Raw genomic sequence first — 21,469 nt, forward strand, 5'->3', positions numbered from 1 at the left:
CTCCGGTCTTCCTCGATGATCGGCCACGCGGTCGCGGCATGTGCGCCGCAGGTGTCCCCACGAGCGTCCTCGCAGAACCTGTGGCCTGCGGGTTCGTGGGCCCCGTGGGACTCGAACCCACAACCTACGGATTAAAAGTCCGCAGCTCTAACCATTGAGCTAGAGGCCCTGTGCCGTGGAAGCCTACGGCAGGGGCGGCTCACGGCCCGCCCGCCCGCCCGACAGGCACAAGCAGGCCGACGCGCTGACCCCACGCTCAGCGCGCCTTGCCGAGGGGCTCGTGCCTGTTGGCGCGGCGACAAGCGGCGACAACCCATGCGGCGGCATACCGCGGGGGGACCAAATGCCCTGTGCCGGGCCTCGTGGTTGGCAGGAACGTGGGGTCCGACGAGGTGGATGCCGTGCCGGCACCACCCGCGTGACACCGAGGAGGTGTGCAGGATGGTCGCGTTCGCACAGCAGGATGGCGCCGGGGCATTCGTGGACTGGGGGGTGCTCCACGTCTCCGTGACCAACATCGCGATCGTCGGGGCCATGCTCCTCCTCTTCGTCCTCGCCCTCGTCCTCCCCTTCCCGGGTCACGGCCACGCTGCCGTCACCCCCTTGCCCGTTCGCGTCGATCCCTCCCCCGACAGCCCGGACAAGGACGTCTGATGACCCCGCCGACCACCCCCGTGGCGGGGACGACCCAGCCGCCGGCGACCGACGAGAAGCCGGCCTCGAGAACGCCGGGATCCGGCGACAGCTGGACGCGCTGGGTGCGGACGCGCATCGTCAACACCGTGCCGGAGGGCGAGGCGCTGCCCGACCGGCAACCGGTCTATGTCTCCTCCTGGGTCTACATCTTCGGAGTCCTCACCCTGGCCGCGCTCGCCGTCGTCGTCGTGACGGGGTGCGTGCTCGCCATCGGCGGGACCACCTGGTGGCACGTCGCCTCGCTCGGACACTTCGTCAACTCGCTGCACCTGTGGAGCGTCGAGCTGTTCTTCGCCTTCATGGTCATCCACCTCTGGGGCCAGTTCTGGATGGCGGCCTGGCGCGGCAACCGCACCCTGACGTGGATGACGGGTGTCGTCGCCTTCCTCGGCTCGATCGGGACCGCCTTCACGGGCTACCTCTCCCAGTCCAACTTCGACTCCCAGTGGATCAGCACCCAGGCCAAGGACGGGCTCAACTCCGTCGGGATCGGCGCCTTCTTCAACGTCCTGGACCCCGGTCAGATGCTCCTCTGGCACGTCATCCTCCTGCCGATCGTCCTCGGCGTGATCGTCGTCCTCCACGTCGTCCTCGTGCGACGTCACGGCGTCGTTCCACCCCTGGACCTCGTCGACCGCGTTCCTGACGATCTCGCCCGCAGCGAAGGGCGGTGATGGGGATGACCGCCACCCTGTCCCGGACGACCTCCCACGGGGGCGCCTCCCACGGGAGTGCGCAGACGCCCGACTCCCACGACTTCCCGACGCGGCCCTACGACCTCGTCAAGGAGTTCGTCATCGCCCTCGTCGTGGTCGCCCTGCTCACCATCGGTCTGGCGGCGGCCTTCTCCTCCCCGGACGAGAAGGCAGTGACGATGACCACGTGGGCCGCAGCGGCCCCGTCCGACGTCATTGCGACAGCCGCCGGCGAGCTCGCCGGGACCACGACGAGCGCGGGCTACGGACCGCCCTACAACTCGGCCGCCGACGGCCAGAAGCTCGGTCCGTTCTCGCTCCAGAAGTGGGCCGGCGTCCGGATCCCGGTCGACTCCGCGAACGACCTCGTGCTCGCGCCGTTGCGGATGGTCCCCGGTGATTCGGGGCTCACTGCGACCCTCGCCACCTGGGATGCCGCACCCGCCGACACGCAGACGGCGTGGGCGACGGCATACGTCACCGCGCTGGCGGCCGCCCCGGACGGCGACCCCACCAAGGTGGCCAAGGGGACCTACGGGCCGGTGCCCCAGATCGCCAGCCGGTTCCTCTCCCTGGCCCAGTCGGGCGGGCTGGAGGGCGCGCTGACGCAGTCGGGCACGTTCTACGGCAGTGACGCGACGCGGTCGCTGCTCCTGCTCGCCGACGGCGCCTTCCTCGAGGACCAGGCCCGGGCGCGAAGCCTCGGCGGCGACCAGTGGGGAATGATGAACGAGACCGGGAACTACCCCGGGCAGCCCTGGATGTGGCTCTACACCTTCTGGTACCAGGTGCCCCCGTTCGCCACGTCCGACAACGCCGACGCGCAGGTCTGGGGCCTGATGATGCTCCTCACCCTGGCCCTGCTCCTCGCGCCGTTCATCCCCGGCGTTCGCTCGCTGCCTCGCCTCATCCCCATCCACCGGCTGGTGTGGCGCGACTACTACCGCGACCACCCGCGCCAGTAGGGCTGGCCCGGATCTGGCCGAGGTGGGCTCGGTCGACGATGCGCCGGCGGATCCGATCCGCCGGCAGTTGGCCAGCCTCAGCAAACGGTGATCTAATCAGCGTGTGCTGATATCAACGAACACTGATCTGACTGCGGTGGGTCCGGTTCTCGATGCTCTGGCCGATCCGATGCGTCGGCGCATCCTCACGGCCCTCGCCGCCGAGGAGCTCTGCACGACCCACCTGCAGACGATCCTGGCGGCGAAGCAGACGTTGGTCTCGCACCACCTGCGGATCCTGCGCGACGCCGGGCTCGTGCTGACCGCTCCCTGCGGCCGGTTCACCTACTACCGGCTCGCGCCCGGGGCGTTCGACGACCTCAGCGGCGTGCTCCACGACCTGGCTGGGGCCAGCCACCGGCCGGCTCCGCGGCGCGCGTGCTGACGGGGGTGCGGTCATGACCCATGCGACCACCTCCACCGTGGCCGGCACCCCTGTCCTCGGGCGCCTGTCGACCCTCGATCGCTTCCTCCCGGTCTGGATCATCGCCGCCATGGCGGTCGGCCTTCTCCTCGGTCGAGCCGTGCCTGGGCTCAATGAGGCGCTGCAGGCGATCTCGGTCGGGTCGGTCTCCCTGCCCATCGCGATCGGGCTGCTGCTGATGATGTATCCCGTGCTGGCCAAGGTCCGTTACACCGAGATCGGCACGGTGACCGGGGACCGATGGCTCCTCGTCTCGTCGTTGGTGCTGAACTGGCTGGTGGGGCCTGCGGTGATGTTCGCGCTGGCGTGGATCTTCCTCGCCGACTCACCGGCATACCGGACCGGGCTGATCATCGTCGGTCTCGCCCGATGTATCGCCATGGTGCTGATCTGGAACGACCTGTCGTGCGGCGACCGCGAGGCGGGCGCCGTCCTCGTGGCGATCAACTCCGTCTTCCAGATCTGGGCCTTCGCCGTCCTCGGCTGGTTCTACCTCGAGGTGCTCCCCGGCTGGCTCGGGCTGACCTCGCAGCACCTGGCCGTCTCGACGTGGGACATCGCGAAGTCGGTCCTCGTCTTCCTCGGAATCCCCTTGGTAGCAGGGTTCCTCACCCGAACCGTCGGCGAGCGTACCAAGGGTCGCGAGTGGTACGAGGGAAAGTTCCTGCCCAGGATCTCGCCGGTCGCCCTCTACGGCCTGTTGTTCACGATCGTCATCCTCTTCGCCCTGCAGGGTCGGACGATCACCTCTCGGCCGCTCGACGTGGCCCGGATCGCGCTGCCGCTGCTGACGTACTTCGCCCTCATGTGGGGTGGGTCGTTCTGGCTCGGCCGTTCGCTGGGACTCGGCTACCCGAGGACGGCGACCCTGGCTTTCACCGCGGCGGGCAACAACTTCGAGCTCGCCATCGCTGTCGCCATCGGCGTCTTCGGGGTCACGTCGGGACAGGCGCTCGCCGGGGTCGTCGGTCCGCTGATCGAGGTGCCGGTCCTCGTGGGCCTGGTCTACGTCTCGCTGTGGGCGCGGCGCTTCTTCGCCGACGACCCGATCGGCAGCCCTGCGGACAGCGTGACGTCGGAGAGAGAACGAGATGTCTGACCGGCCGAGCGTCCTGTTCGTGTGCGTGAAGAACGGTGGCAAGTCGCAGCTCGCGGCCGCGCTGATGCGCGACATCGCCGGCTCGCGCGTCGAGGTGCACTCTGCCGGGACGCATCCCGGCGCGACGATCAACGCGGAGTCCGCAGCCTCGCTGGCGGAGATCGGCATCAGCGTGGTGGGTGAGTTTCCGAAGCCGATCGACCCCGACGTCCTCGGAGCCGTCGACCTCGTCGTGGTCCTGGGGAGGGAGGCCGTGCTCGACCACCTCCCGGGTATGCGGGTCGTCACCTGGGAGACCGACGAGCCCTCCATGCGGGGCATCGACGGCATGGAGAGGATGCGGCTGGTGCGCGACGACATCGCCGGGCGGGTGCGCACGCTGGCGGAGGAGCTCACCCAGGCGTGACGCACGGTGGCGGTGGCCGGTCGTTTCGGTCCCTGCTCATGGACCGGTCACAGCGGACACCAAGAAATACGGTGGATCCTTCAACTCATCACAGGGACGTCCGGAAACCCGGCGCCCACGGCCTGAGGAGCGGGATGACCACCACGACGGGCGAGACCGACCCGAGCGAGTGGCTCACGGTCGCCCCGAGGTCGGCGATGTCCCCCCGGGTCCGTGCCGCTCATCCCGCCGTACCGCGCTGGTGGCGGGACGTCGTCGGGTGCGCGACCTGGGCGAGCATGTTGGTCGTCGTCGCCCTCTGGGTGGCGGGTGGCGGCCTCGAGGCGCTGACCGGTCTCGGCGCCGGGCTCACGAGCCTCGGCCGGCTGACCGGTCTGGTCGCATCGGACCTGCTGCTCATCCAGGTGCTGCTCATGGCGCGCTTGCCGGTCGTCGAACGTGTCTACGGCCAGGACGAACTGGCCCGTCGGCACCGGTTGGTGGGCTTCAGCTCCTTCAACCTCATGGTGGCTCACGTCGTCCTGATCACCCTCGGCTACGCCCTCGTGGCCAACGCCAACCTGCTCGTCGAGGCCTGGGACCTGGTCGTCAACTACCCGGGCATGCTCATCGCGCTGGCTGGCACGCTGCTGCTCGTGCTGGTCACGGTGACCAGCATCCGCAAGGCGCGTCGCAAGCTGCGCTACGAGTCCTGGCACCTGCTTCACCTCTACGCCTACCTCGGGGTGGGTCTCGCTCTGCCACACCAGCTCTGGACGGGGCAGGAGTTCCTCACCTCGTCCCTCGCGACCGTCTACTGGTGGTCGCTCTGGATCGCCGCGGCCTCCGCGGTCCTGGTCTGGCGCGTGGGTATGCCGCTCTACCGGACGTTCGTCCACCGGCTGCGGGTCGTCGCCGTGGTGCACGAGAGCGCCGACGTGGTCTCGGTCGTCATGCACGGACGACACCTGGACCGCCTGCCCGTCGCCGCAGGGCAGTTCTTCACCTGGCGGTTCCTCGACGGGCCGGGATGGACACGAGGACACCCCTACTCGCTCTCGGCGGCGCCGACGAGCGACACCCTGCGGATCACCGTGAAGGACCTCGGTGACGGCAGCGGGTTCCTCCCGCGGCTGCGTCCCGGGACCCGCGTCGCGGTCGAAGGCCCCTACGGCCGCCTCCACGAAGGCGTGCGCACGCGTCGCAAGGTGCTGCTGATGGCCGGCGGTATCGGCGTCACACCGCTGCGGGGCCTGCTCGAGTCGCTGCCGCAGTCGCCGGGGGACGTGACCCTCGTCTACCGGGCCCGCAGCACCGGCGACCTCGTGCTCCGCGAGGAGATCGAGTCCCTCGCCGCCGCGCGTGGGGCGCGGGTGCTCTACGTCCTCGGGCCGCGCCTCCAGGGCCGCGACTCCTGGCTGCCCCAGAGCGCCGGTCACGTCACGGATGCGCAGGCCCTGCGCCAGATCGTCCCCGACGTCGCCGCGCACGACGTCTACCTCTGCGGCGCCGACCCCTGGATGGAGGCGGTCCGGCGGGCAGCCCTCGAGGCCGGCGTCCCCGTCGACGCCATCCACCAGGAGCGGTTCACGTGGTAGCCCCAGACCGTCCCCTGTCCGTCCAGTTCCGTTAGGAGGCAACAGTCATGCGCCGGATCATCGTCGCCGTCATGGGCACCCTCAGCGGGCTCATCCTGCTCTTCAGCTACCACACCAGCACCAACGCCACCTCGACGATCGCGCTGGGCTCTCCGAAGCCGATCGGCACCCCCAAGGCGTCGACGAAGGCGGCGACCCCCTCATCCACGACCACCACGACGGGCCCGTCGTCGTCACAGACGTCGACCGCCGCTGCGACCACTGCGGCTCCGAATGACGCGGCTCCGAATGCCGCGACCCCGACGACGGCAGCCCCCTCGACCACGGCTCAGGCAGCCGTGTCCGGGACGTTCACCGGCGCCACGGCCTCGACCCGGTGGGGTGACGTGCAGGTGCAGATCACCGTCAGCGGGGGCAAGATCACGCAGGCCCAGGCCGTGCAGTACCCCCAGGGCAACGGCCGGGACCAGGAGATCAACGCCTATGCGCTGCCCGTCCTCGCGCAGGAGGTGACGACCGCACAGAGCGCGCAGATCGACGCCGTGTCGGGTGCCACAGTCACGAGCGACGGGTACATCCAGTCCCTCCAGTCCGCCCTCGACCAGGCCCACCTGTGACGGTTCCGGCGGCCGACCTCTCGGCGGCGCAACCGGCACACCGCGGCGATCTGCGGAGTCCCACGAGCCTGCCCCGGTATGCCGGTGCGCCGGGGTCGCTGGTCGCGTCCGACGACCTGCCACGCCGGGCATTCGTCGAACAGATCATGGGACTGCCGATCAGCCTGCACCTCCGTGGTCCGGAGGCAACCGGAAGCGCCGTTGAGCATGCGGTCCGAACAGCGTTCTCGCGATTGCGTTCTGACGACGCCGAGTTCAGCACCTATCGCAACGACAGTGCGGTCAGCCGGATCCAGCGGGGCGAGCTGGCCGTCGCGGATGCGAGTCCGCGGCTGCGTCAGGTCGTGGCTCTGTGCGAGGACGCCTCAGCCCGGACGGACGGCGCCTTCTCCGCCTGGCTGCCGGCGGAGGGCGTGATCCGGTTCGACCCCAGCGGCCTCGTCAAGGGCTGGGCGGTGGAGGAGGCGTTCGAGAGCCTCGTCCGCGACCTGGCCGAGCTGGACCGGTACGACGCGCTGCTCTCGGCCGGCGGCGACGTCGTCGTGTCGTGCTCCCGCACCGACACACCGGACTGGACGATCGCCGTCGAGGACCCCACCGACCGCGGCCGACTGCTGACCTCGGTCCCGCTCCGGGCCGGGGCCGTGGCGACCTCCGGGACCGCGGCCCGCGGGGCCCACGTCCTCGATCCGAGCAGTGGTCACCCCGCGACCGGGCTGCTCTCCGCCACCGTCATCGGGCCCAGCCTGACCTGGGCCGACGTCTACGCGACCGCGCTGCTGGCACGCGGCGGCGACGCCCCGTGGTTCGATGCGCTGCGCGCCGACCACCTCGCGCTGCTCGTGCGGCCGGACGGGACAACGGTCCGGCTGCCCTGAGCGACAAGCTGATTCGCCGTGCCGTCAGACCGGCGGCCACCGGGACGAGCGCCAGACGGCAACGATGATGGCCGCCGGCTAGCTGCTGGCCTGAGCCCACCCCTGCGCGACGAAGACCTCCGGGTGACGCTCGCCGTCGAGGAGGATCCCCCGGCCGACGACGAGGACGCCGTCCACGTAGACCCCGCGGCCGTGGTTCACGGGGTCGGTCACCATCCGCCACCGCACGGCGTCGGTCCCGGCAGGGAGGGTGGCGCGTGCCTGCATCCACCGCCGGGTGCCGCTGAGCGCCACGGACCCGTCGGTGTGCACCACGGTGCCCCGGTCGCGGAGGTCGAACGGCATTGCGGCCCAGCTGCTTTCACCATCGGCGCTGACCTCGAGGGTCAGGGGGTCGGTCGACTCCTGGTCGAGCCAGACGTCGAAGGAGAGGGCCGCGCCGCCGGCGGGCGCGGCATACCGGAGGGGAGCCGTGAGGGTGGAGGTCGTCGCGTCCGTCGTCCCGGTGAACCACGCCGTCCGGCCCTCCGAGGGCCGCACGGGCTGGGCCATCGCGAGCCCCTGCGCCCAGGCGCGGCGGGCACCGTTGGTGCTGCCCCAGCTGCGCGAGGGATGCACCCGGTTGGTCAGCAGGATCGCGAAGGCCGAGGCGGCGAAGTCGATGACGATCGAGGTGCCGGTGTAACCGGTGTGACCCGCGGTCTGCGGGCCGGACAAGCCCTCCATGTACCACCGCTGGTCGAGCTCGAAGCCGAGCCCGTGCGCGTCGCCCGGGAAGGCGGTGTTGAAGTCCGTCACCATCCGGCGGACGCTGTCCTCACTGAGGATCCGGTTGCCGCGGTAGGTGCCGCCGTTGAGCAGGGCCTGGCTGAGGACGGCGAGGTCGTCGACCGTGGAGAAGACGCCCGCGTGGCCGGCGACGCCGCCCAGCGACCAGGCGTTCTCGTCGTGGACCTCGCCCCGGACCATCCCCCGCGGCGGGGCGGTCTGGTACTCCGTGGCGGCAGTCCCCTCACGGTCGGCGGGGTTGTAGCCGGTAAGGCTCATGCCGAGCGGGGCGGTGATCCGGTCACGAACGACGGCGTCCAGGCTCTGTCCCGTCAGCCGCTCGACCATCACGCCCAGGCTGATGAGGTTGAGGTCGCTGTAGAGATAGACCGTGCCGGGAGGGTTGTCGAGCGGCTGGTCCATGACCGCTTTGATGCGAGCAGCCTCGTCGGAGTGAGCGCTCCACAACGGCAGCCACGAGACGAAGCCGGAGGTGTGGGTCAGCAGCTCGCGGACGGTGACCGCCCCCTTGCCGTTCGCGGCGAACTCCGGCAGGTAGGTGGCGACCGGCTCCTCGAGCCGAACGACACCCCGTTCGATGAGCTGGACCACCGTGATGGAGGTGAAGAGCTTGGAGACCGAGGCGAGGTCGAAGACCGTGCCGGTCGTCATGGGCACCCGCTGCGACTCCGGGAGCATCGTCGACCCGTCGGCATAGAGGAGCGCCTGGCCAGTCGCATCGCGCTGCACGACCGTCCCGCGGTATCCCATGATCCCCACCGCACCGGGGTAGAGCGGATGTGCTCCCGGTGCGGCGGTCTCGAACGCGCGCACCTGGGCGGCCGCGGCCGCGATCGGAGCCGGGTCGAGCCCGGCTGCGCGGGGGCTGCTGTCCCGCAGCACTGTTCGCGCCGAGGCGAAGCGGATCGGCGCCACGTCGCTCCCGTGGTGGTCGCTCCCGCCGCCCTGCCTGTCGCGGTCGGTCATGGACCCGAGCGGACCGCGGCCCAGCGGCATGCCGGAGTCGCCGTATGCCGCGCCGACGGCGGCGAGCGTTGGGACGAGTCCGGCCACGAGGCCGGCGGACAGGAGCTGGCGACGGTTCAGACCGGTCATGGGGATGAGTCTCTCGGGTCATGAGTCAGGGTCATCGGTCGTGGGTCAGGGTGACGGGTCGTCGCCCGGCGGTCGAGCTGGTGAGTGGGTCAGTAGCCGAGGCCGTGGCCGAACGGGTAGAGCACCCGCGAGGGGTCACCCGCCACGGGGATGTCGACGGGCAGCGTGCCGGTCGGCGCCACCTCGCCCGTGATGACCCGTGCGGCGGCGGTCAGCGCGACCGGGCTGGAGGAGTAGGTGGTGAAGTAGGTCGGGGCGTCTGCGAGATAGGCGATGTCGTAGGCGTCACCGACGGCGACCACCACCACGGGCTTGCGGGTCGCGCGGAGGGCGGTCACGAGGCGCTGCTGCCCGGCGCGCGGGTCGACGACCGCGGTGTTCCAGGCCTTGTACGTCGTCACGACGATGACCTCCTGGCCCTGCGCTGCCGTGACCGCAGCTGCCACAACGGAATCGGTGGGGGAGGACCCGGTGGACAGCACCGTGGTGACGGCACCCGACCGCGCCAGCCCGGCGGCGAGGGTGGCCGTCGTCGTGACGCCGTAACCGGTCACGAGGACGGTCGTGCCCGCCACCGCGAGGGGGAGCGCTCCGCCGTCGTTGCGGACGAGGGTCGTCGTCCGGGCGGTGATCGCGTCGGCGGCAGCGAGGTGCTCGGGGGTCCCGACCACGGCAGACAACGCGCGCGGGTCGACGCAAGGGTGCCGGTCGAGGCCTCGACGCCCCTTCATCTCCAGCATCCGGGTGACCTTGGCGTCGAGGTCCCTCGCCGGGATCCGGCCACTGCGGATCGCGGCCAGTACCGCGGCATACGCCTCGTCCATCGCGGGGGTCATGAGCAGCTGGTCGGCGCCGGCCGACAGGGCGCGAACGGCGACCTCGGCGTCACCGTAGAGGTCGCGGACCCCTTGCATCGCCAAGGAGTCGGTGATGATGACGCCTTGACATCCGAGCTCGCCCCGCAGGACGTCGGTGAGGACGATCCGGCTGAGGGTCGCGGGGTCGCCCGAGTCGTCGAGGGCGGGGAAGCTGAGGTGCGCCGTCATGATGACGTCGATGCCGCCGGCGATCGCCGCGCGGAACGGTGGGGCATCGATCTCCTCCCACTGCTGCCGGGTGTGGGTGATGATCGGGAACGCGACGTGGCTGTCGGTCGCGGTGTCGCCGTGGCCCGGGAAGTGCTTGGCGGTGCAGGAGATGCCGGCGTCCTGCTGGAAGCCGGCGACCTGGGCAGCGACCATCGAGGCGGCCAGCTGCGGATCGGAGCTGAAGGAGCGGGTCCCGATGACGGGGTTGAGGGGGTTGACGTTGACGTCGGCGTCCGGGGCGAAGTTGGTGGTGATCCCCATCGCGCGCAGCTCGGCGCCGGTGATCCGGGCGGCCGTCCGGGCGTCGTCGGTGCTGCGGCCGGCACCGAGCGCCATCGAGCCCGGGAACTGGGTGGCCGGGGGCCCGACCCGTGTCACGATCCCCTGCTCCGAGTCGGTGGAGATCGACAGCGGGACCCGTGCCCGACTGCGCTGCGTGAGTGCCGCCCACTGGAGGCCGTTGGACAGGCCGGCGATCTGCGGGGGGTTCTGGACGCTGTCGGTCCACGCGAAGTAGATGACGCCACCGAGGTGGTACTTCTGGACCACCTCGGCCGGGGTGCGCACGCCGTAGAGCGGCAGGTTGCGATCGTCGGCAGTGGTCGCTGTGGAGCCGTAGACGTTCTGGACGAAGAGCTGATTGACCTTCTCCTCCAACGACATCCGGGCCAGTGTGGAGCGCACCCAGCCCCACGTCTCGGGCGCTGCCCCCGCGTTCCGGGCGGTCGTGACGAGCGCTGCGGCCGCGAGCCCGCCGCCGAGCACGACGCGTCGGGTGGGCGTGAACGTGGTCATCTGACCTCCGGAGCCGTTGGCAGTTTCTCACGGTGTCGCGAGTCTGCCTGTTACTCAACTACGTCTGGGGTCGTCGGGCAAGGCGTCGCAGGTCTGGACTTGGAATCGTTCCGGCCGGCCCCGGATCGTGCGGGTCCGCTCAGGCAGGAAAGGCGGCGAGCGCGGCGGTGAGGTCGGCAGCCGTCGTCGGGGACGAGGGCGGCATGATCCCGCGAGCGGCGTCGACCTTCGAGAGGTCGGCGCCCGGGGCGAAGTAGGGGATCCCGTATGCCGGGGTGTCGGGCTGGAAGCGCCGACCCTCGTGCAGCGGTCCGGCGTCCAGGGTGCCGTAGCCGAGACGGTCGAAGAGCTGGGTGACGCGAGCCTTGGCGTCGGCGTCGTCGCCGGCGATCACCAGCGCGCTGCGGTCGGCGGATCGGGCGGGTCGGGCGAGCTCGGCGAGATGCAAGAAGTTGATGTTGTTGAGCGCCTTGACGACGTGGGACTGCGGAAGGTGCTGCTGCAGCAGCTCGCTCGAGGTGGTCGAACCGTCGTCGAGCTCCGGGAAGTGGTCGTCGCGGGCGGCGTAGTAGTTGTTGGTGTCGATGACGACCTTGCCGACGAGGGGCTCCACGGGGACGCTGCGGTAGGCCTTGAGCGGGATCGTCACCACGACGACGTCACCGGCCTCGGCCGCCTCGACCGGTGTCGCCGCCCGGGCGTGCGGACCGAACTCGGCGACGAGGTCCGCCAGCGTCTCCGGTCCCCGCGAGTTGCTGAGCACCACGTCGTCACCGGCCGCCACCGCGAGCCGTGCGACGGCGCTGCCGATCTTGCCGCTTCCGATCAAACCCCATGTCGTCATGCGCGGTGCAGCGCTCGGGCAGCGGCCAAAATTCCCGGTGCGACATGACCCGTGAGGCGGCAACAGCTGCCACGGTGTTCCCGGCTCACTGCACGACGAGGTCGAGGTGGGCCCAGGAGTTGTTGATGTAGCCCCTGGGGTTCCAGAGCGCGGCCGCCGACTCGGGCTGGCACGCGCCCGTGCTGTCCCAGGCCCGGGCGAGCACGTGGGCGGCGCCCGGCGGCAGCTCGAGGTCGATCTGCCACAGGCACCAGGCCCACGGGCCGTCGTCCTGCTCGAGCGTGGCCTGTCGCCAGCTATTCCCTTCGTCGGTCGACACATCGACGCGGACGACGGACCGGTCGTCACCGGCATACGCAAAGCCGCGGACCGTCGTGGCGCCGGGGGAGACGTGGGTCCCTGGGTCGGGGCTGAGGATGTCGGCGTTGAGCGCGACGGGACCCAGGGAGAAACCGACACCCGGACCGGACGTCGTCGGGTCGGCGTCGGCGGGCAGCAACCGGTATGCGGTGGACTGGAAGTAGTTGTCGGACGGGGCCGCAGAGGCAGTGAGGGCGCTGACCCACTTGACGCTTCGGGCGCCGATGTAGCCGGGCACGACGACGCGCACCGGGGCGCCATGGACGCGGGCCAGCGGCTCGCCGTTCATCGCCCATGCGAGGAGGACCTCGGGTGAGCGGGCCTTGTCGACGGGGATCGAGCTGCCATACGTCGCAGGCGGATCGGCGACCTGCGAGACGTCCGGCGCTGCGAAGGAGACGTGTGCGGTCTCGGGACGCAGACCCGCCGCGGCGAGCACGTCGCCGAGGCTCACGCCGGTCCAGCGCGCGGTCGAGATGGCGCACGGCCCCCACGGCGCCTCGCCGGGGATGTCGCGCACGGGCAGGAAGTCGGCCCGTCGGGCGCCGGCGCACTGCATCGTCGCGACGACCTCCCGCTCCGGGAATCCGGACCGCAGGTCAGCCAGGCTGAGGAGGAGCGGGGTGTCCACGAGGCCGTCGACGCGCAACCGCCAGTCGATCGGGGCGACGGCGGGGATCGGGCCGTGGTTGCGGCTGTAGAAGGTGTCCGCCGGGGTGATCATGTGTCCCACCAACGCGGCCCGCGACGGCTCGGCGTTGTAGGGGTCCTGCTCGTGCACTGTCGTGTCGGACCTCTTGTCCCACGTCATGTCGAACCTCCTCGCTCGGGGTCTTCCTACCCGTTCCGGCCTGCCGCCGATCGCCGCCCGGACGATTCGGGCTGACTCTGCTCGACATCGCGAGGTGAAAGCGCGTTCCCTGGAGCGCGCGATCACCTCGACCCGGATCGGGTGCGACGATGGAGGAGTGGCTGCGGGGTAGGGGCCGTCCGGCGCCGGACCCACGTCAGAAGCGTCGACCGCGTCGTGACCAGCACGACCGGGGACTGGTGCAGGGAGTGTGCGGCCGTGGTCGCGTTCTACGTCATCGGAGGTTTCGGCGCCCTCATCCTCGTGCTGTCGATCGTCGTCGGTGACCTGTTGCCACACGGCGCGATCGAGTCGCTCGACGTGACGGACGGCTACCTCTCCACCGCCGCCCTCGGCGGCTTCGCCGGGGCGTTCGGCCTGGCCGGCGCCGTGTCTGTCGCCTCGGGGACGCCGACCTGGGCGGCGGTCGTCATCGGGGTCCTCGTCGGCCTCGCCGTCGGTGTCGGCGCCGGCTACCTCGTCCGGGTGCTCAAGAACGGCCCGGAGCAGGCCGCCCCGTCCGGCGCCGATCTCGTCGGCGCCTCGGCCACGGTCGTCTCGGCCATCCCCGAGGGCGGATTCGGCGAGGTGTCGGTGACCGTCAACGGCATCCGCCGCAAGGTCAGTGCCCGCGCCGACCGCCCTTTCGCCACCGGAGACCGGGTGCGGGTCACGCACTCCCTGTCGCCGACCGCGGTCCGGGTCGCGACCGCGGCGCCGCAGGACTCGCTCTGACCGCACCACACCACCGCTTCACCCGTCGTCCTACCAAGGGGAACCATGTCAGTCTCACCGCTCGTCATCGGGATCGCCGGACTCGTCGTCCTGGTCGTCCTGGTCGTCCTCGCGATCGTCAGCCGCTTCAAGGTGGCCGGCCCCAACGAGGCGTTCATCATCACCGGCCGGCGGGGCAAGACCAGCCAGGACCTGTCCGGCCAGAAGGTCGTCACCGGTAGTGGGGTCTTCGTCGTGCCCTTCGTCCAGTCGCTGAGCAAGCTCGACCTCTCGAGCCGCCGGATCACGGTGAACATCCGCGGCGCCGTCTCGAAGCAGGGCATCAAGCTCAACGTCGACGGCATCGCCATCGTCAAGGTCGGCGGCGACGAGGACTCCATCCGCGCGGCCGCCCAGCGCTTCCTGTCGCAGCAGGGACAGGTCGAGGTCTTCACCACCGAGGTGCTCGCCGGCGCCCTGCGCTCGATCGTCGGCACCCTGACCGTCGAGGAAATCATCCGCGACCGCGCGAGCTTCGCCACCCAGGTCGCCGACGTGACGGAGTCGGCGCTCACCGGGCAGGGCCTCGTGCTCGACACCTTCCAGATCCAGGACGTCACCGACGACGGCACCTACCTGCAGGACCTCGGTCGTCCCGAGGCGGCACGGGTGCAGCAGGACGCGACGATCGCCGAGGCCGACGCCAAGCGGACCGCCGAGCAGCGCCGTATCGCCGCGGAGCAGGACATCGTGATCGCCCAGCGGACGCTCGCCCTCAAGCAGTCCGAGATCAAGGCCGAGACCGACGCCGCGGCCGCCACGGCCGCAGCCGCCGGCCCGATCGCCCAGGCCGCCCGCCAGCAGGAGGTCCTCACCGCGCAGGAGCTCGTCGCCCAGCGACAGGCCGCCCTGAAGGACCGCCAGCTCGACACCGAGATCCGCAAGCCCGCAGACGCCGCTCGCTACCAGCAGGAGCAGGAGGCCGAAGCGAACCGGGCCACCTCCGTCGCCCAGGCCAAGGGCGCCGCCGAGCGGGCCCGGCTCGAAGGTGAGGGCGAGCTCGCCCGGCGCACCGCGATCGCGCAGTCCACCGTCGCCGAGGCGAAGGCGGCCTCCGAGTCGGCTCGGCTCTCCGGTGAGGGTGAGCGATCGCGTCGTGAGGCGCTGGCCCAGGCGGTCAAGCTCGAGGGTGACGCCGCCGCATCGGCGACCCTCGCGACCGGGACCGCTGAGGCCGAGGCCATGGAGAAGAAGGCCGGCGCCTTCAAGGAGTACTCCCAGGCCGCCGTCTTCCAGATGCTCGTCGACGCCCTGCCGAAGGTCGCGCGTGAGCTCGCCTCGCCGATGGCCGCGATCGACAAGCTCACCGTGATCTCGACGGAGGGCGCCGGCGCGTTGCCGAAGATGGTCGTCAACAACCTCGGCCAGCTGCAGCAGCTCGTCAAGGACATGGTCGGCGTGGACCTCGCCGGGATGATCGGCGGTTTCGCGGAAAGCTCTCTGGACAATGGCTCCTCACGCGCTTCAGGGAAGTCGGCTCCTGCTCCACGACCCATCACCCCGACGGCCGGCCCGACGGTGAAGCCCGTCGACCCGCCGAAGAACGGCGCCGACCAGGAGTAGGTAGGTCCATGGTCGGCCCGGGCCTGGTCGGCGCGCAGGCCGTAGCCCCAGATCGTGCCGCTGTCGCCGGCGGAGGCGGTGTAGGCGCTCGCGAGCTGCTCGTAGCCGCTGACCGGCGTCGGGGTCGAGAGGTGGATGAGGCCGACGTCGCCGTTCGGCGACCCGTAGACCGCGTCGGCCCCGACCGGGGTGCCGAGGTTGACGGTGTCGTTGCTGTAGAAGGCGTTCATGAAGGTGTCACCGTCGGTGCAGTGCTGGGCAGCTGGACGATGTAGGGCGAGCTGGCGGCGGTGCCGACGAGCCCGCGCAGGGTGGCGTCCATGAGGTGGGGTCCTCTCCGTGGAGAGTCAACATCTCTGTCCTTGCTGGGTCCTCGCGAAACTCGTTCGCAGCGCGGGCCCCCGCACAGGCAGCCGCCAGGGCTGTTGGGCGCAAACGCTGGTGACCTCCCCATGACCAACGTGACGCAGTGGTGACCGCGTGGATGACCGCCCGTGACCCGGTCGGGGGGAGCCACCGCCTCGACCCCTAGGCTCGGCCGGTGCCCGAGCGCAACCGCGTCACCCCGGCCGGCGACATCGTCGCCGTCGACCTGCGTGGCGCGTGGACGGGCAACCGCGGCGTCATCCACGAGGGCCACGAGATCGTCCGGCAGCACGCGTCACCGGCCTGGATCACGTGTGCACTCGAGTTCCGCGACTGGGTGGCCCCGAGGTGGGAGCCGCGGCGGTGGACCGCGCTCTTCTTCCACGACGAGGCCGTGGCCCTCGCGGCCGGGCACCGGCCGTGTGCGCTGTGCCGGCGCGGTGACTACGCGGCATACCAACGGGCGGTGGGGGTCGCGACCGGTCGAGAGCCACTGCGGGCGCCGGAGCTCGACCGCCACCTGCACGCCGAACGGCTGGTGCCGCACAGCCCGGGTCCGGCGTCGCGCCCGCCGCTGCGCCGCACCCACCCGATGCCGTGGGCCGGGCTGCCCTCGGGAGTCTTCGTCGTCACCCCCACGGGACCCGCGCTCGTCGTCGGGGATGCCGTCGTCGCGTGGACGACCCAGGGCTACGGCAGGCAGAGGACCCGCCCGACCCGGGGCGACGTCGAGGTCCTCACGCCTCCGACCAGTGTCCTGGCGATCGTGCACGGTTACCGGCCGCAGATCGACGATGCAGCGACGCGAGAAACGTCGACCCCGTAGGGCGCTCGCCGACCCGGACACCATGGACGCTGAGGCGGGTCAGGGTCCGACCAGGGTCGGGTCAGGGCGTCACCCACCTGTCCGGGAGCGCCGCACGGAGCATCGTTGAGGTCATGACAACCACACCTGCACCCCTCCCCTCCTCCCCCCAACGCCCGGCCCTCGACCGGTTCTTCGACACGCTGCGTCGCAGCCCGCTCGTCCGCTCGCAGGACCGCGTCATCGCCGGCGTCTGCAGCGGCATCGCCCAGCGGTTCGGGATCTCCGTGGCCGTCGTCCGCGTCATCGCCGTCATCGCCGCACTCCTCGGCCCGGCTGTCGCCCTCTACCTCCTCGCCTGGCTGCTCCTGCCCGACGCCCAGGGCGGCATCCAGCTCGAGAAGGCCCTGCGTCGCGGTCACGTCCCGTCCATCGTGCTCCTCGCGGTGACCGGTCTCGCGCTGATCCCCGACGTCGGGTTGCACCCCCACGTCGGCTGGTTGGTGCCGTTCGTCGCCCTCGGAGCGGTCGCCTTCTTCGTCTGGGGTCGGTCCTCGGGTCGCGGTGGTCGCGGTCCCTGGTCGCACGCGTCGTCATCGCCCGCGTCGGGCACCCCGACCGGCCCGCAGGACACCTTCCAGAAGTGAGTCCCCGCAAGGGCATCCGGCCCGCGGCTCACCCGTGGACCGACGGCGACCAGGCCACCTGGATGACGTCGTCACCCTCCCGGGTGAGCAACCGGCCCCGCCCCGGCGGGGCCGGCGTGGGTCTCGACCCGTGCAGCAGCACTCCCTCGGCAGGGTCCCCGGACAGCAGCACCCCCGGCTGGGCCAGGTCGCGCAGGGCCGTGATCACCGAGTCGTAGACCCGCCCGGCCCCGCCGCTCCGGCGCGCGACCACGAGGCGCAGCCCGACGTCGCCCGCCCGGGCGAGCAGCGGCACGAGCGCCTCGAGCGGGTTGCCCTGGCTGGTGGCCACGAGCTCGTAGTCGTCGACGACGACGAACGCCTCCTTGCCGGCCCACCAGCTGCGCGCCCGCAGCTCCGCCGGCGTGACGTGCGGACCCGGCAGCCTCGAGCCCAGGACCCCGACGAGGTCCGCGACGAGGGCCTGCGTGCTCTCGGTGCTGGTCGCGTAGTCCGCGACCCACGCCTGGTCGAACTCCGCGAGGTGGGTCCGGCGGTAGTCCACGATGAACAGCTGCGCCGTCTCCGGTGTATGCCGCCGTGTCACCTCGCGCAGGTAGGTCCGCAGCAGACCCGACTTGCCCGAGCCGGTGTCGCCGAAGACGAGCAGGTGCGGGTCGTGGTCGGGGTCGAGCCCGACGGGGGACAGGTCCCGTTCGGCGACGCCGAGCAGGAGTCGGGTCGACAGGGGGTCGGCCGCCCGCACCGGCTCGAGGTCGACGCGGTCGGGCAGCAGCCGCAGCCGCGGCCCGGGGGGCCCGGGCCAGCTCGCCGCCACCCGCGCCACCATCGCCGCGACCCCCGCCCCCAGGGTGGTCGGCGTAGGGTCGCCGTCGATCCGGGGGAGGGCGGTGAGGGCGTGGTGCTTGGTGGGCACCACCGCGCGACCCGGGCGGTTCGCCGGGAGCGCCGCGACGAGCCTGCGGTCGATCTCCGAGTCCATGGGGTCGCCGAGGCGCAGCTCGATCCGCGTGCCGAGGACGTCGCGGACCCCGGCCCGGTAGTCCATCCACCGCGACGCGCTGGTGACGAGGTGGACCCCGAAGGTGAGGCTCCGCTGGGCCAGGGCCTGGAGGCGCGGCTCCAGGTCGGGGAAGTCGGTGCGCAGGGCGCCCCATCCGTCGACCACGAGGAAGACGTCGCCCCAGCCGTCGTCGACCTCATCGAGGGCGCGCCTCGCCCGATAGGTCTCGATGGTGTCGATGCCGGCGACCCGGAAGTAGTCCTCGCGCGCATCGGTGACACCGACGACCTCGGCGACGACCCGGCTCACGACGTCGGGCTCGGACCGGGAGGCGACGCCGGCGACGTGGGGGAGACCGCGCAACCCGGTGAAGGTCCCCCCGCCCAGGTCGAGGACGTAGAACTGCACCTCGAGCGGGGTGTTCGTGAGGCTCAGTCCGGTCACGAGCGAGCGCAGCAGGGTGGACTTGCCCGACCGCGGTGCCCCGACGACGGCGACGTGCCCCCCTGCGCCGGAGAGATCGGCGACGAGGGCCTCGCGGCGCTGCTCCCGTGGTCGGTCGACCGTGCCGTAGGGGAAGCGCAGGGGTCCAGCGCGGCGCCAGGCATGCGAGACGAGACCGAGCCGCGCGTCGACGGCCAGGTCGGGCAGGAGGGCGTCGAAGGTGTCGGAGGTGTCGAGGGGCGGCAGCCATACCTGGTGGGCGGCGGGACCCCGGCCCGCCATCGCCGTGACCGCCAGGTCGAAGACCGTGGTCTCACGGCCCGTCGCCCCGCTCCCTGGTGCACGCGCACCCGCCGAGGGCAACGCGGGCGAGCCGTCGACCGGCGGCGCCGCGGGTGTCACCCGGGCACCCCGGAAGGGCCGCACCTGACCCCGCCCTGCCGGGGTCGCGCGGGCGCTCCCCATTGTCGGAGCCGGCCCGCTGACGTATGCCGCCCGCAGGCGTACCAGCGTCGACGGGTCCGGCCGCAGGAACCCGAGGCCGGGCACCGCTGGGAGCTCGTAGGCGTCCCCCACGCCGATCACGCTGCGCGACTCCGCGCTGGAGAAGGTCCGTAGTCCGATGCGGTAGGACAGGTGGCTCTCGAGTCCGCGCAGGCGGCCCTCCTCGAGGCGCTGGGAGGCGAGCAGCAGATGGATCCCCAGCGACCGACCGAGGCGCCCGATGGCGACGAAGAGGTCGACGAGCTCGGGCTTGGCGCTGAGCAGCTCGGAGAACTCGTCACAGACGACGAGCAGGCTGGGGAGGGGGGCGAGGTGGGCGGATCCGCCTGTCGTGCGGGCCCGCTCGTAGTCGTGCCGCGAGGCGTGGTTGCCACTCGCGCGGAGCAGCTCCTGTCGTCGGGTCATCTCGCCGGAGAGTGCGTCCTGCATCCGGTCGACGAGGGTCAGCTCGTCCGCGAGGTTGGTGATGACGGCCGAGACGTGGGGTAGCCGGGCCATCCCGGCGAAGGTCGCGCCGCCCTTGAAGTCGACCAGCACGAGGTTGAGCTCCTCGGGCGAGTGGGTGAGCGCGAGGCCGAGGACGAGGGTCCGGAGCAGCTCGGACTTGCCCGACCCCGTCGCTCCGATGACGAGCCCGTGGGGTCCCATGCCGTGTTGCGACGACTCCTTGAGGTCGAGGGACACCGTGGCCCCGTCGTCGCCCGTGCCGATCGGCACGCGCAGGCGATCCCGCGGCGGGCGAGGCGCCCACGAGGTCGTGAGGTCGACGCGGTGGATGTCGATGCCGAGCAGCTCGGTCAGCTGGGCGCCGTCGGGGCAGGCGTCGGCGCGGCGGGGATGCGTGCTCCCCGACGCCCGCGCGAGTCGTCGGGCCGTGGCCTCGGCGAGCCGGGGCCCGAGCTGGTCGGCGACAGCCCCGACCGTCTCCCGGCGAGGCCGGGCGATGGAGACCTGTGGCGACGCAGCCGGGTCGGCGTCCTCGAGGTGCCACCGGACCCGCCGGTCGTCCGCGAGGTCGTCCCAGTGGGTCGGCAGATCGAGCACGGTCAGGCTCCGTCGGCCGTCCCGACCGAGCACCGGGTGGTCGTCGGGTGGCCGGACGTCGTCGAGGACGATCAGCACGTGGGACTCCAGCGGGTGCTCGGGCGACCCCTCGGACGCGGTGAACGCCGGGCGCTCCACGAGGTCGTCCGGCAGCAGCCGGATCAGGTCGTCGAGATCGTCACAGACGAGGCGCCGCGGACCCTCCACGCCGTTCTCGGCACAGCTGCGGCTGTGCGGCAGCCACTTGACCCACTCCCAGGCGGCCACGTGGCCGGGAGACGCGAGCACGGCGACGGTGAGGTGGTCGGGTCCGTGGAAGGTCGCGGCCTGGGTCACCACGGCCCGGGCGACTGCCCGGGCGCGGTCGGCGGACCCGGTGACCTCGATGCGGGCGAACTCACCGAGACGGAGGGAGGTCGGGAGATCGGGCAGGGTGAGCTGGGTGGCGAGCAGGCGGCGGGCTGCGGCCGCGGCGACGGGGTCGCGGCGCTCGGACCGTGCCGTCGGGGTGGGGACGACCTGGATCCCGAGGGGGTGCGGCCCGGTCGCGAACCGGACGAGCAGCCAGTCGTCGTCGCCGGGTGAGCGCTCCCACACCCGCGACCCCTCCTCGGCGATCGCGACGAGGGCGTGCGGGTCCGGGTGGGTCCAGCGCAGGTGTGTCGTTTGCCGGCGCGCCGCCGTCCGGATCTCGGCCCGCACCTCGGCGAGGTGGTCGAGGTAGTCCCGCCGGGCGAACCGGGTCGACCCCGAGCGACCCGATCGTGATCTCCACAGCGTGGCGCCGGCGAACCCGAGGGAGGCGACGACGACGAGACCGGCTCCGAGGTAGCTCGTCGACGACCCGCGGCCACTCGTGACGACGACCACCACGGAGCCCAGTCCGGCCAGCAGGGGCAGCAGGGTCATCAGGAGAGTCGGTCCCAGACCCTCGGTGCGGGGCGCGGGCGGGGGTGGTTCGAGGACGAGGTCACCGGTGGGCATACCCGGCGGGGCGATCCGGCGGGCGGGGTGGGCGCTGGAGACGAGAGTCATATCGATGATAATAGCCTTGAGCAACGGCAAACGATCTCGAACAGTGGTTAACTACGTATCGAGACCG

Annotated in this window: 18 protein-coding genes and 1 tRNA gene; 13 read left to right on the top strand and 6 right to left on the bottom strand. The window is 71.5% G+C overall.

Annotation, left to right across the window (positions count from 1 at the left end; all coding sequences use genetic code 11):
* Positions 1-96 precede the first annotated feature (96 nt).
* A tRNA-Lys gene (locus Q0R63_RS10090) sits at positions 97-169 on the bottom strand.
* Between the two features lie 272 nt (positions 170-441).
* On the opposite strand from Q0R63_RS10090, the gene Q0R63_RS10095 reads away from it, so the two are divergent.
* From Q0R63_RS10095 to Q0R63_RS10135, 9 genes are all read left to right on the top strand, one after another.
* Complete coding sequence (locus Q0R63_RS10095; protein ID WP_295696921.1) at positions 442-654, top strand: hypothetical protein; 213 nt, start codon at positions 442-444, stop codon at positions 652-654.
* Complete coding sequence (locus Q0R63_RS10100; RefSeq protein ID WP_295696924.1) at positions 654-1,370, top strand: cytochrome b N-terminal domain-containing protein; 717 nt, start codon at positions 654-656, stop codon at positions 1,368-1,370. The genes Q0R63_RS10095 and Q0R63_RS10100 overlap by 1 nt, the downstream gene beginning before the upstream one ends.
* Before the next feature lie 5 nt (positions 1,371-1,375).
* The gene (locus Q0R63_RS10105; RefSeq protein ID WP_295696925.1) at positions 1,376-2,356 is read left to right on the top strand and encodes a hypothetical protein; all 981 of its coding nucleotides are present in this window, start codon (positions 1,376-1,378) and stop codon (positions 2,354-2,356) included.
* Positions 2,357-2,492: 136 nt separating this feature from the next.
* Positions 2,493-2,780, top strand: a complete 288-nt coding sequence (locus Q0R63_RS10110; protein WP_295696926.1) for a metalloregulator ArsR/SmtB family transcription factor — start codon at positions 2,493-2,495, stop codon at positions 2,778-2,780.
* Positions 2,781-2,793: 13 nt separating this feature from the next.
* The gene (arsB, locus tag Q0R63_RS10115) at positions 2,794-3,918 is read left to right on the top strand and encodes an ACR3 family arsenite efflux transporter (protein ID WP_295696928.1); all 1,125 of its coding nucleotides are present in this window, start codon (positions 2,794-2,796) and stop codon (positions 3,916-3,918) included.
* Positions 3,911-4,324: a low molecular weight phosphatase family protein gene (locus Q0R63_RS10120; RefSeq protein ID WP_295696930.1), complete on the top strand. Its 414-nt coding sequence runs from the start codon at positions 3,911-3,913 to the stop codon at positions 4,322-4,324. The genes arsB and Q0R63_RS10120 overlap by 8 nt, the downstream gene beginning before the upstream one ends.
* A 134-nt stretch (positions 4,325-4,458) precedes the next feature.
* Entirely contained in the window at positions 4,459-5,901 is a 1,443-nt protein-coding gene (locus Q0R63_RS10125) for a ferredoxin reductase family protein (protein WP_295696932.1), read from the top strand.
* Between the two features lie 47 nt (positions 5,902-5,948).
* Complete coding sequence (locus Q0R63_RS10130) at positions 5,949-6,518, top strand: FMN-binding protein (protein ID WP_295696934.1); 570 nt, start codon at positions 5,949-5,951, stop codon at positions 6,516-6,518.
* A gap of 116 nt (positions 6,519-6,634) precedes the next feature.
* Positions 6,635-7,396: an FAD:protein FMN transferase gene (locus tag Q0R63_RS10135; protein ID WP_295696977.1), complete on the top strand. Its 762-nt coding sequence runs from the start codon at positions 6,635-6,637 to the stop codon at positions 7,394-7,396.
* Positions 7,397-7,474: 78 nt separating this feature from the next.
* Here Q0R63_RS10135 and Q0R63_RS10140 read toward each other — a convergent pair whose 3' ends face one another.
* The 4 genes from Q0R63_RS10140 to Q0R63_RS10155 form a co-directional block, all read right to left on the bottom strand.
* On the bottom strand, positions 7,475-9,280 hold the full coding sequence (locus Q0R63_RS10140; protein ID WP_295696935.1) for a serine hydrolase: 1,806 nt from the start codon (positions 9,278-9,280) through the stop codon (positions 7,475-7,477).
* A gap of 89 nt (positions 9,281-9,369) precedes the next feature.
* Positions 9,370-11,163: a glycoside hydrolase family 3 protein gene (locus Q0R63_RS10145; RefSeq protein ID WP_295696937.1), complete on the bottom strand. Its 1,794-nt coding sequence runs from the start codon at positions 11,161-11,163 to the stop codon at positions 9,370-9,372.
* A 139-nt stretch (positions 11,164-11,302) separates the two neighbouring features.
* Positions 11,303-12,070: an NADPH-dependent F420 reductase gene (locus tag Q0R63_RS10150; RefSeq protein WP_295696938.1), complete on the bottom strand. Its 768-nt coding sequence runs from the start codon at positions 12,068-12,070 to the stop codon at positions 11,303-11,305.
* A gap of 22 nt (positions 12,071-12,092) precedes the next feature.
* Complete coding sequence (locus Q0R63_RS10155; RefSeq protein WP_295696939.1) at positions 12,093-13,178, bottom strand: sulfite oxidase; 1,086 nt, start codon at positions 13,176-13,178, stop codon at positions 12,093-12,095.
* Positions 13,179-13,394: 216 nt separating this feature from the next.
* Between Q0R63_RS10155 and Q0R63_RS10160 the strand changes: the two genes are divergently transcribed.
* From Q0R63_RS10160 to Q0R63_RS10175, 4 genes are all read left to right on the top strand, one after another.
* The gene (locus Q0R63_RS10160; protein ID WP_295696941.1) at positions 13,395-13,952 is read left to right on the top strand and encodes a hypothetical protein; all 558 of its coding nucleotides are present in this window, start codon (positions 13,395-13,397) and stop codon (positions 13,950-13,952) included.
* A 45-nt stretch (positions 13,953-13,997) separates the two neighbouring features.
* Entirely contained in the window at positions 13,998-15,554 is a 1,557-nt protein-coding gene (locus Q0R63_RS10165; protein ID WP_295696943.1) for an SPFH domain-containing protein, read from the top strand.
* A 541-nt stretch (positions 15,555-16,095) separates the two neighbouring features.
* Positions 16,096-16,746: a hypothetical protein gene (locus Q0R63_RS10170; protein WP_295696945.1), complete on the top strand. Its 651-nt coding sequence runs from the start codon at positions 16,096-16,098 to the stop codon at positions 16,744-16,746.
* Between the two features lie 113 nt (positions 16,747-16,859).
* The gene (locus Q0R63_RS10175; protein ID WP_295696946.1) at positions 16,860-17,372 is read left to right on the top strand and encodes a PspC domain-containing protein; all 513 of its coding nucleotides are present in this window, start codon (positions 16,860-16,862) and stop codon (positions 17,370-17,372) included.
* Positions 17,373-17,400: 28 nt separating this feature from the next.
* Here the strand turns inward: Q0R63_RS10175 and eccCa are convergent, their stop codons facing one another.
* A complete protein-coding gene (gene eccCa / locus Q0R63_RS10180; RefSeq protein WP_295696947.1) occupies positions 17,401-21,402 on the bottom strand; it encodes a type VII secretion protein EccCa in 4,002 nt (1,333 codons plus the stop codon).
* Positions 21,403-21,469 lie beyond the last annotated feature (67 nt).

The organism is Lapillicoccus sp. (genome assembly GCF_025353065.1).
In the GTDB taxonomy this organism is placed as follows: Bacteria; Actinomycetota; Actinomycetes; order Actinomycetales; family Dermatophilaceae; genus Lapillicoccus.

Bases quoted from the DNA above. Each gene is read 5' to 3' on its own strand.
- Q0R63_RS10095 (WP_295696921.1), top strand. From the start codon at position 442: ATGGTCGCGTTCGCACAGCAGGATGGCGCCGGGGCATTCGTGGACTGG.
- Q0R63_RS10175 (WP_295696946.1), top strand. From the start codon at position 16,860: ATGACAACCACACCTGCACCCCTCCCCTCCTCCCCCCAACGCCCGGCC.
- arsB (WP_295696928.1), top strand. From the start codon at position 2,794: ATGACCCATGCGACCACCTCCACCGTGGCCGGCACCCCTGTCCTCGGG.
- Q0R63_RS10165 (WP_295696943.1), top strand. From the start codon at position 13,998: ATGTCAGTCTCACCGCTCGTCATCGGGATCGCCGGACTCGTCGTCCTG.
- eccCa (WP_295696947.1), bottom strand. From the start codon at position 21,402: ATGACTCTCGTCTCCAGCGCCCACCCCGCCCGCCGGATCGCCCCGCCG.
- Q0R63_RS10145 (WP_295696937.1), bottom strand. From the start codon at position 11,163: ATGACCACGTTCACGCCCACCCGACGCGTCGTGCTCGGCGGCGGGCTC.
- Q0R63_RS10105 (WP_295696925.1), top strand. From the start codon at position 1,376: ATGACCGCCACCCTGTCCCGGACGACCTCCCACGGGGGCGCCTCCCAC.
- Q0R63_RS10120 (WP_295696930.1), top strand. From the start codon at position 3,911: ATGTCTGACCGGCCGAGCGTCCTGTTCGTGTGCGTGAAGAACGGTGGC.
- Q0R63_RS10125 (WP_295696932.1), top strand. From the start codon at position 4,459: ATGACCACCACGACGGGCGAGACCGACCCGAGCGAGTGGCTCACGGTC.
- Q0R63_RS10130 (WP_295696934.1), top strand. From the start codon at position 5,949: ATGCGCCGGATCATCGTCGCCGTCATGGGCACCCTCAGCGGGCTCATC.
- Q0R63_RS10100 (WP_295696924.1), top strand. From the start codon at position 654: ATGACCCCGCCGACCACCCCCGTGGCGGGGACGACCCAGCCGCCGGCG.
- Q0R63_RS10155 (WP_295696939.1), bottom strand. From the start codon at position 13,178: ATGACGTGGGACAAGAGGTCCGACACGACAGTGCACGAGCAGGACCCC.
- Q0R63_RS10140 (WP_295696935.1), bottom strand. From the start codon at position 9,280: ATGACCGGTCTGAACCGTCGCCAGCTCCTGTCCGCCGGCCTCGTGGCC.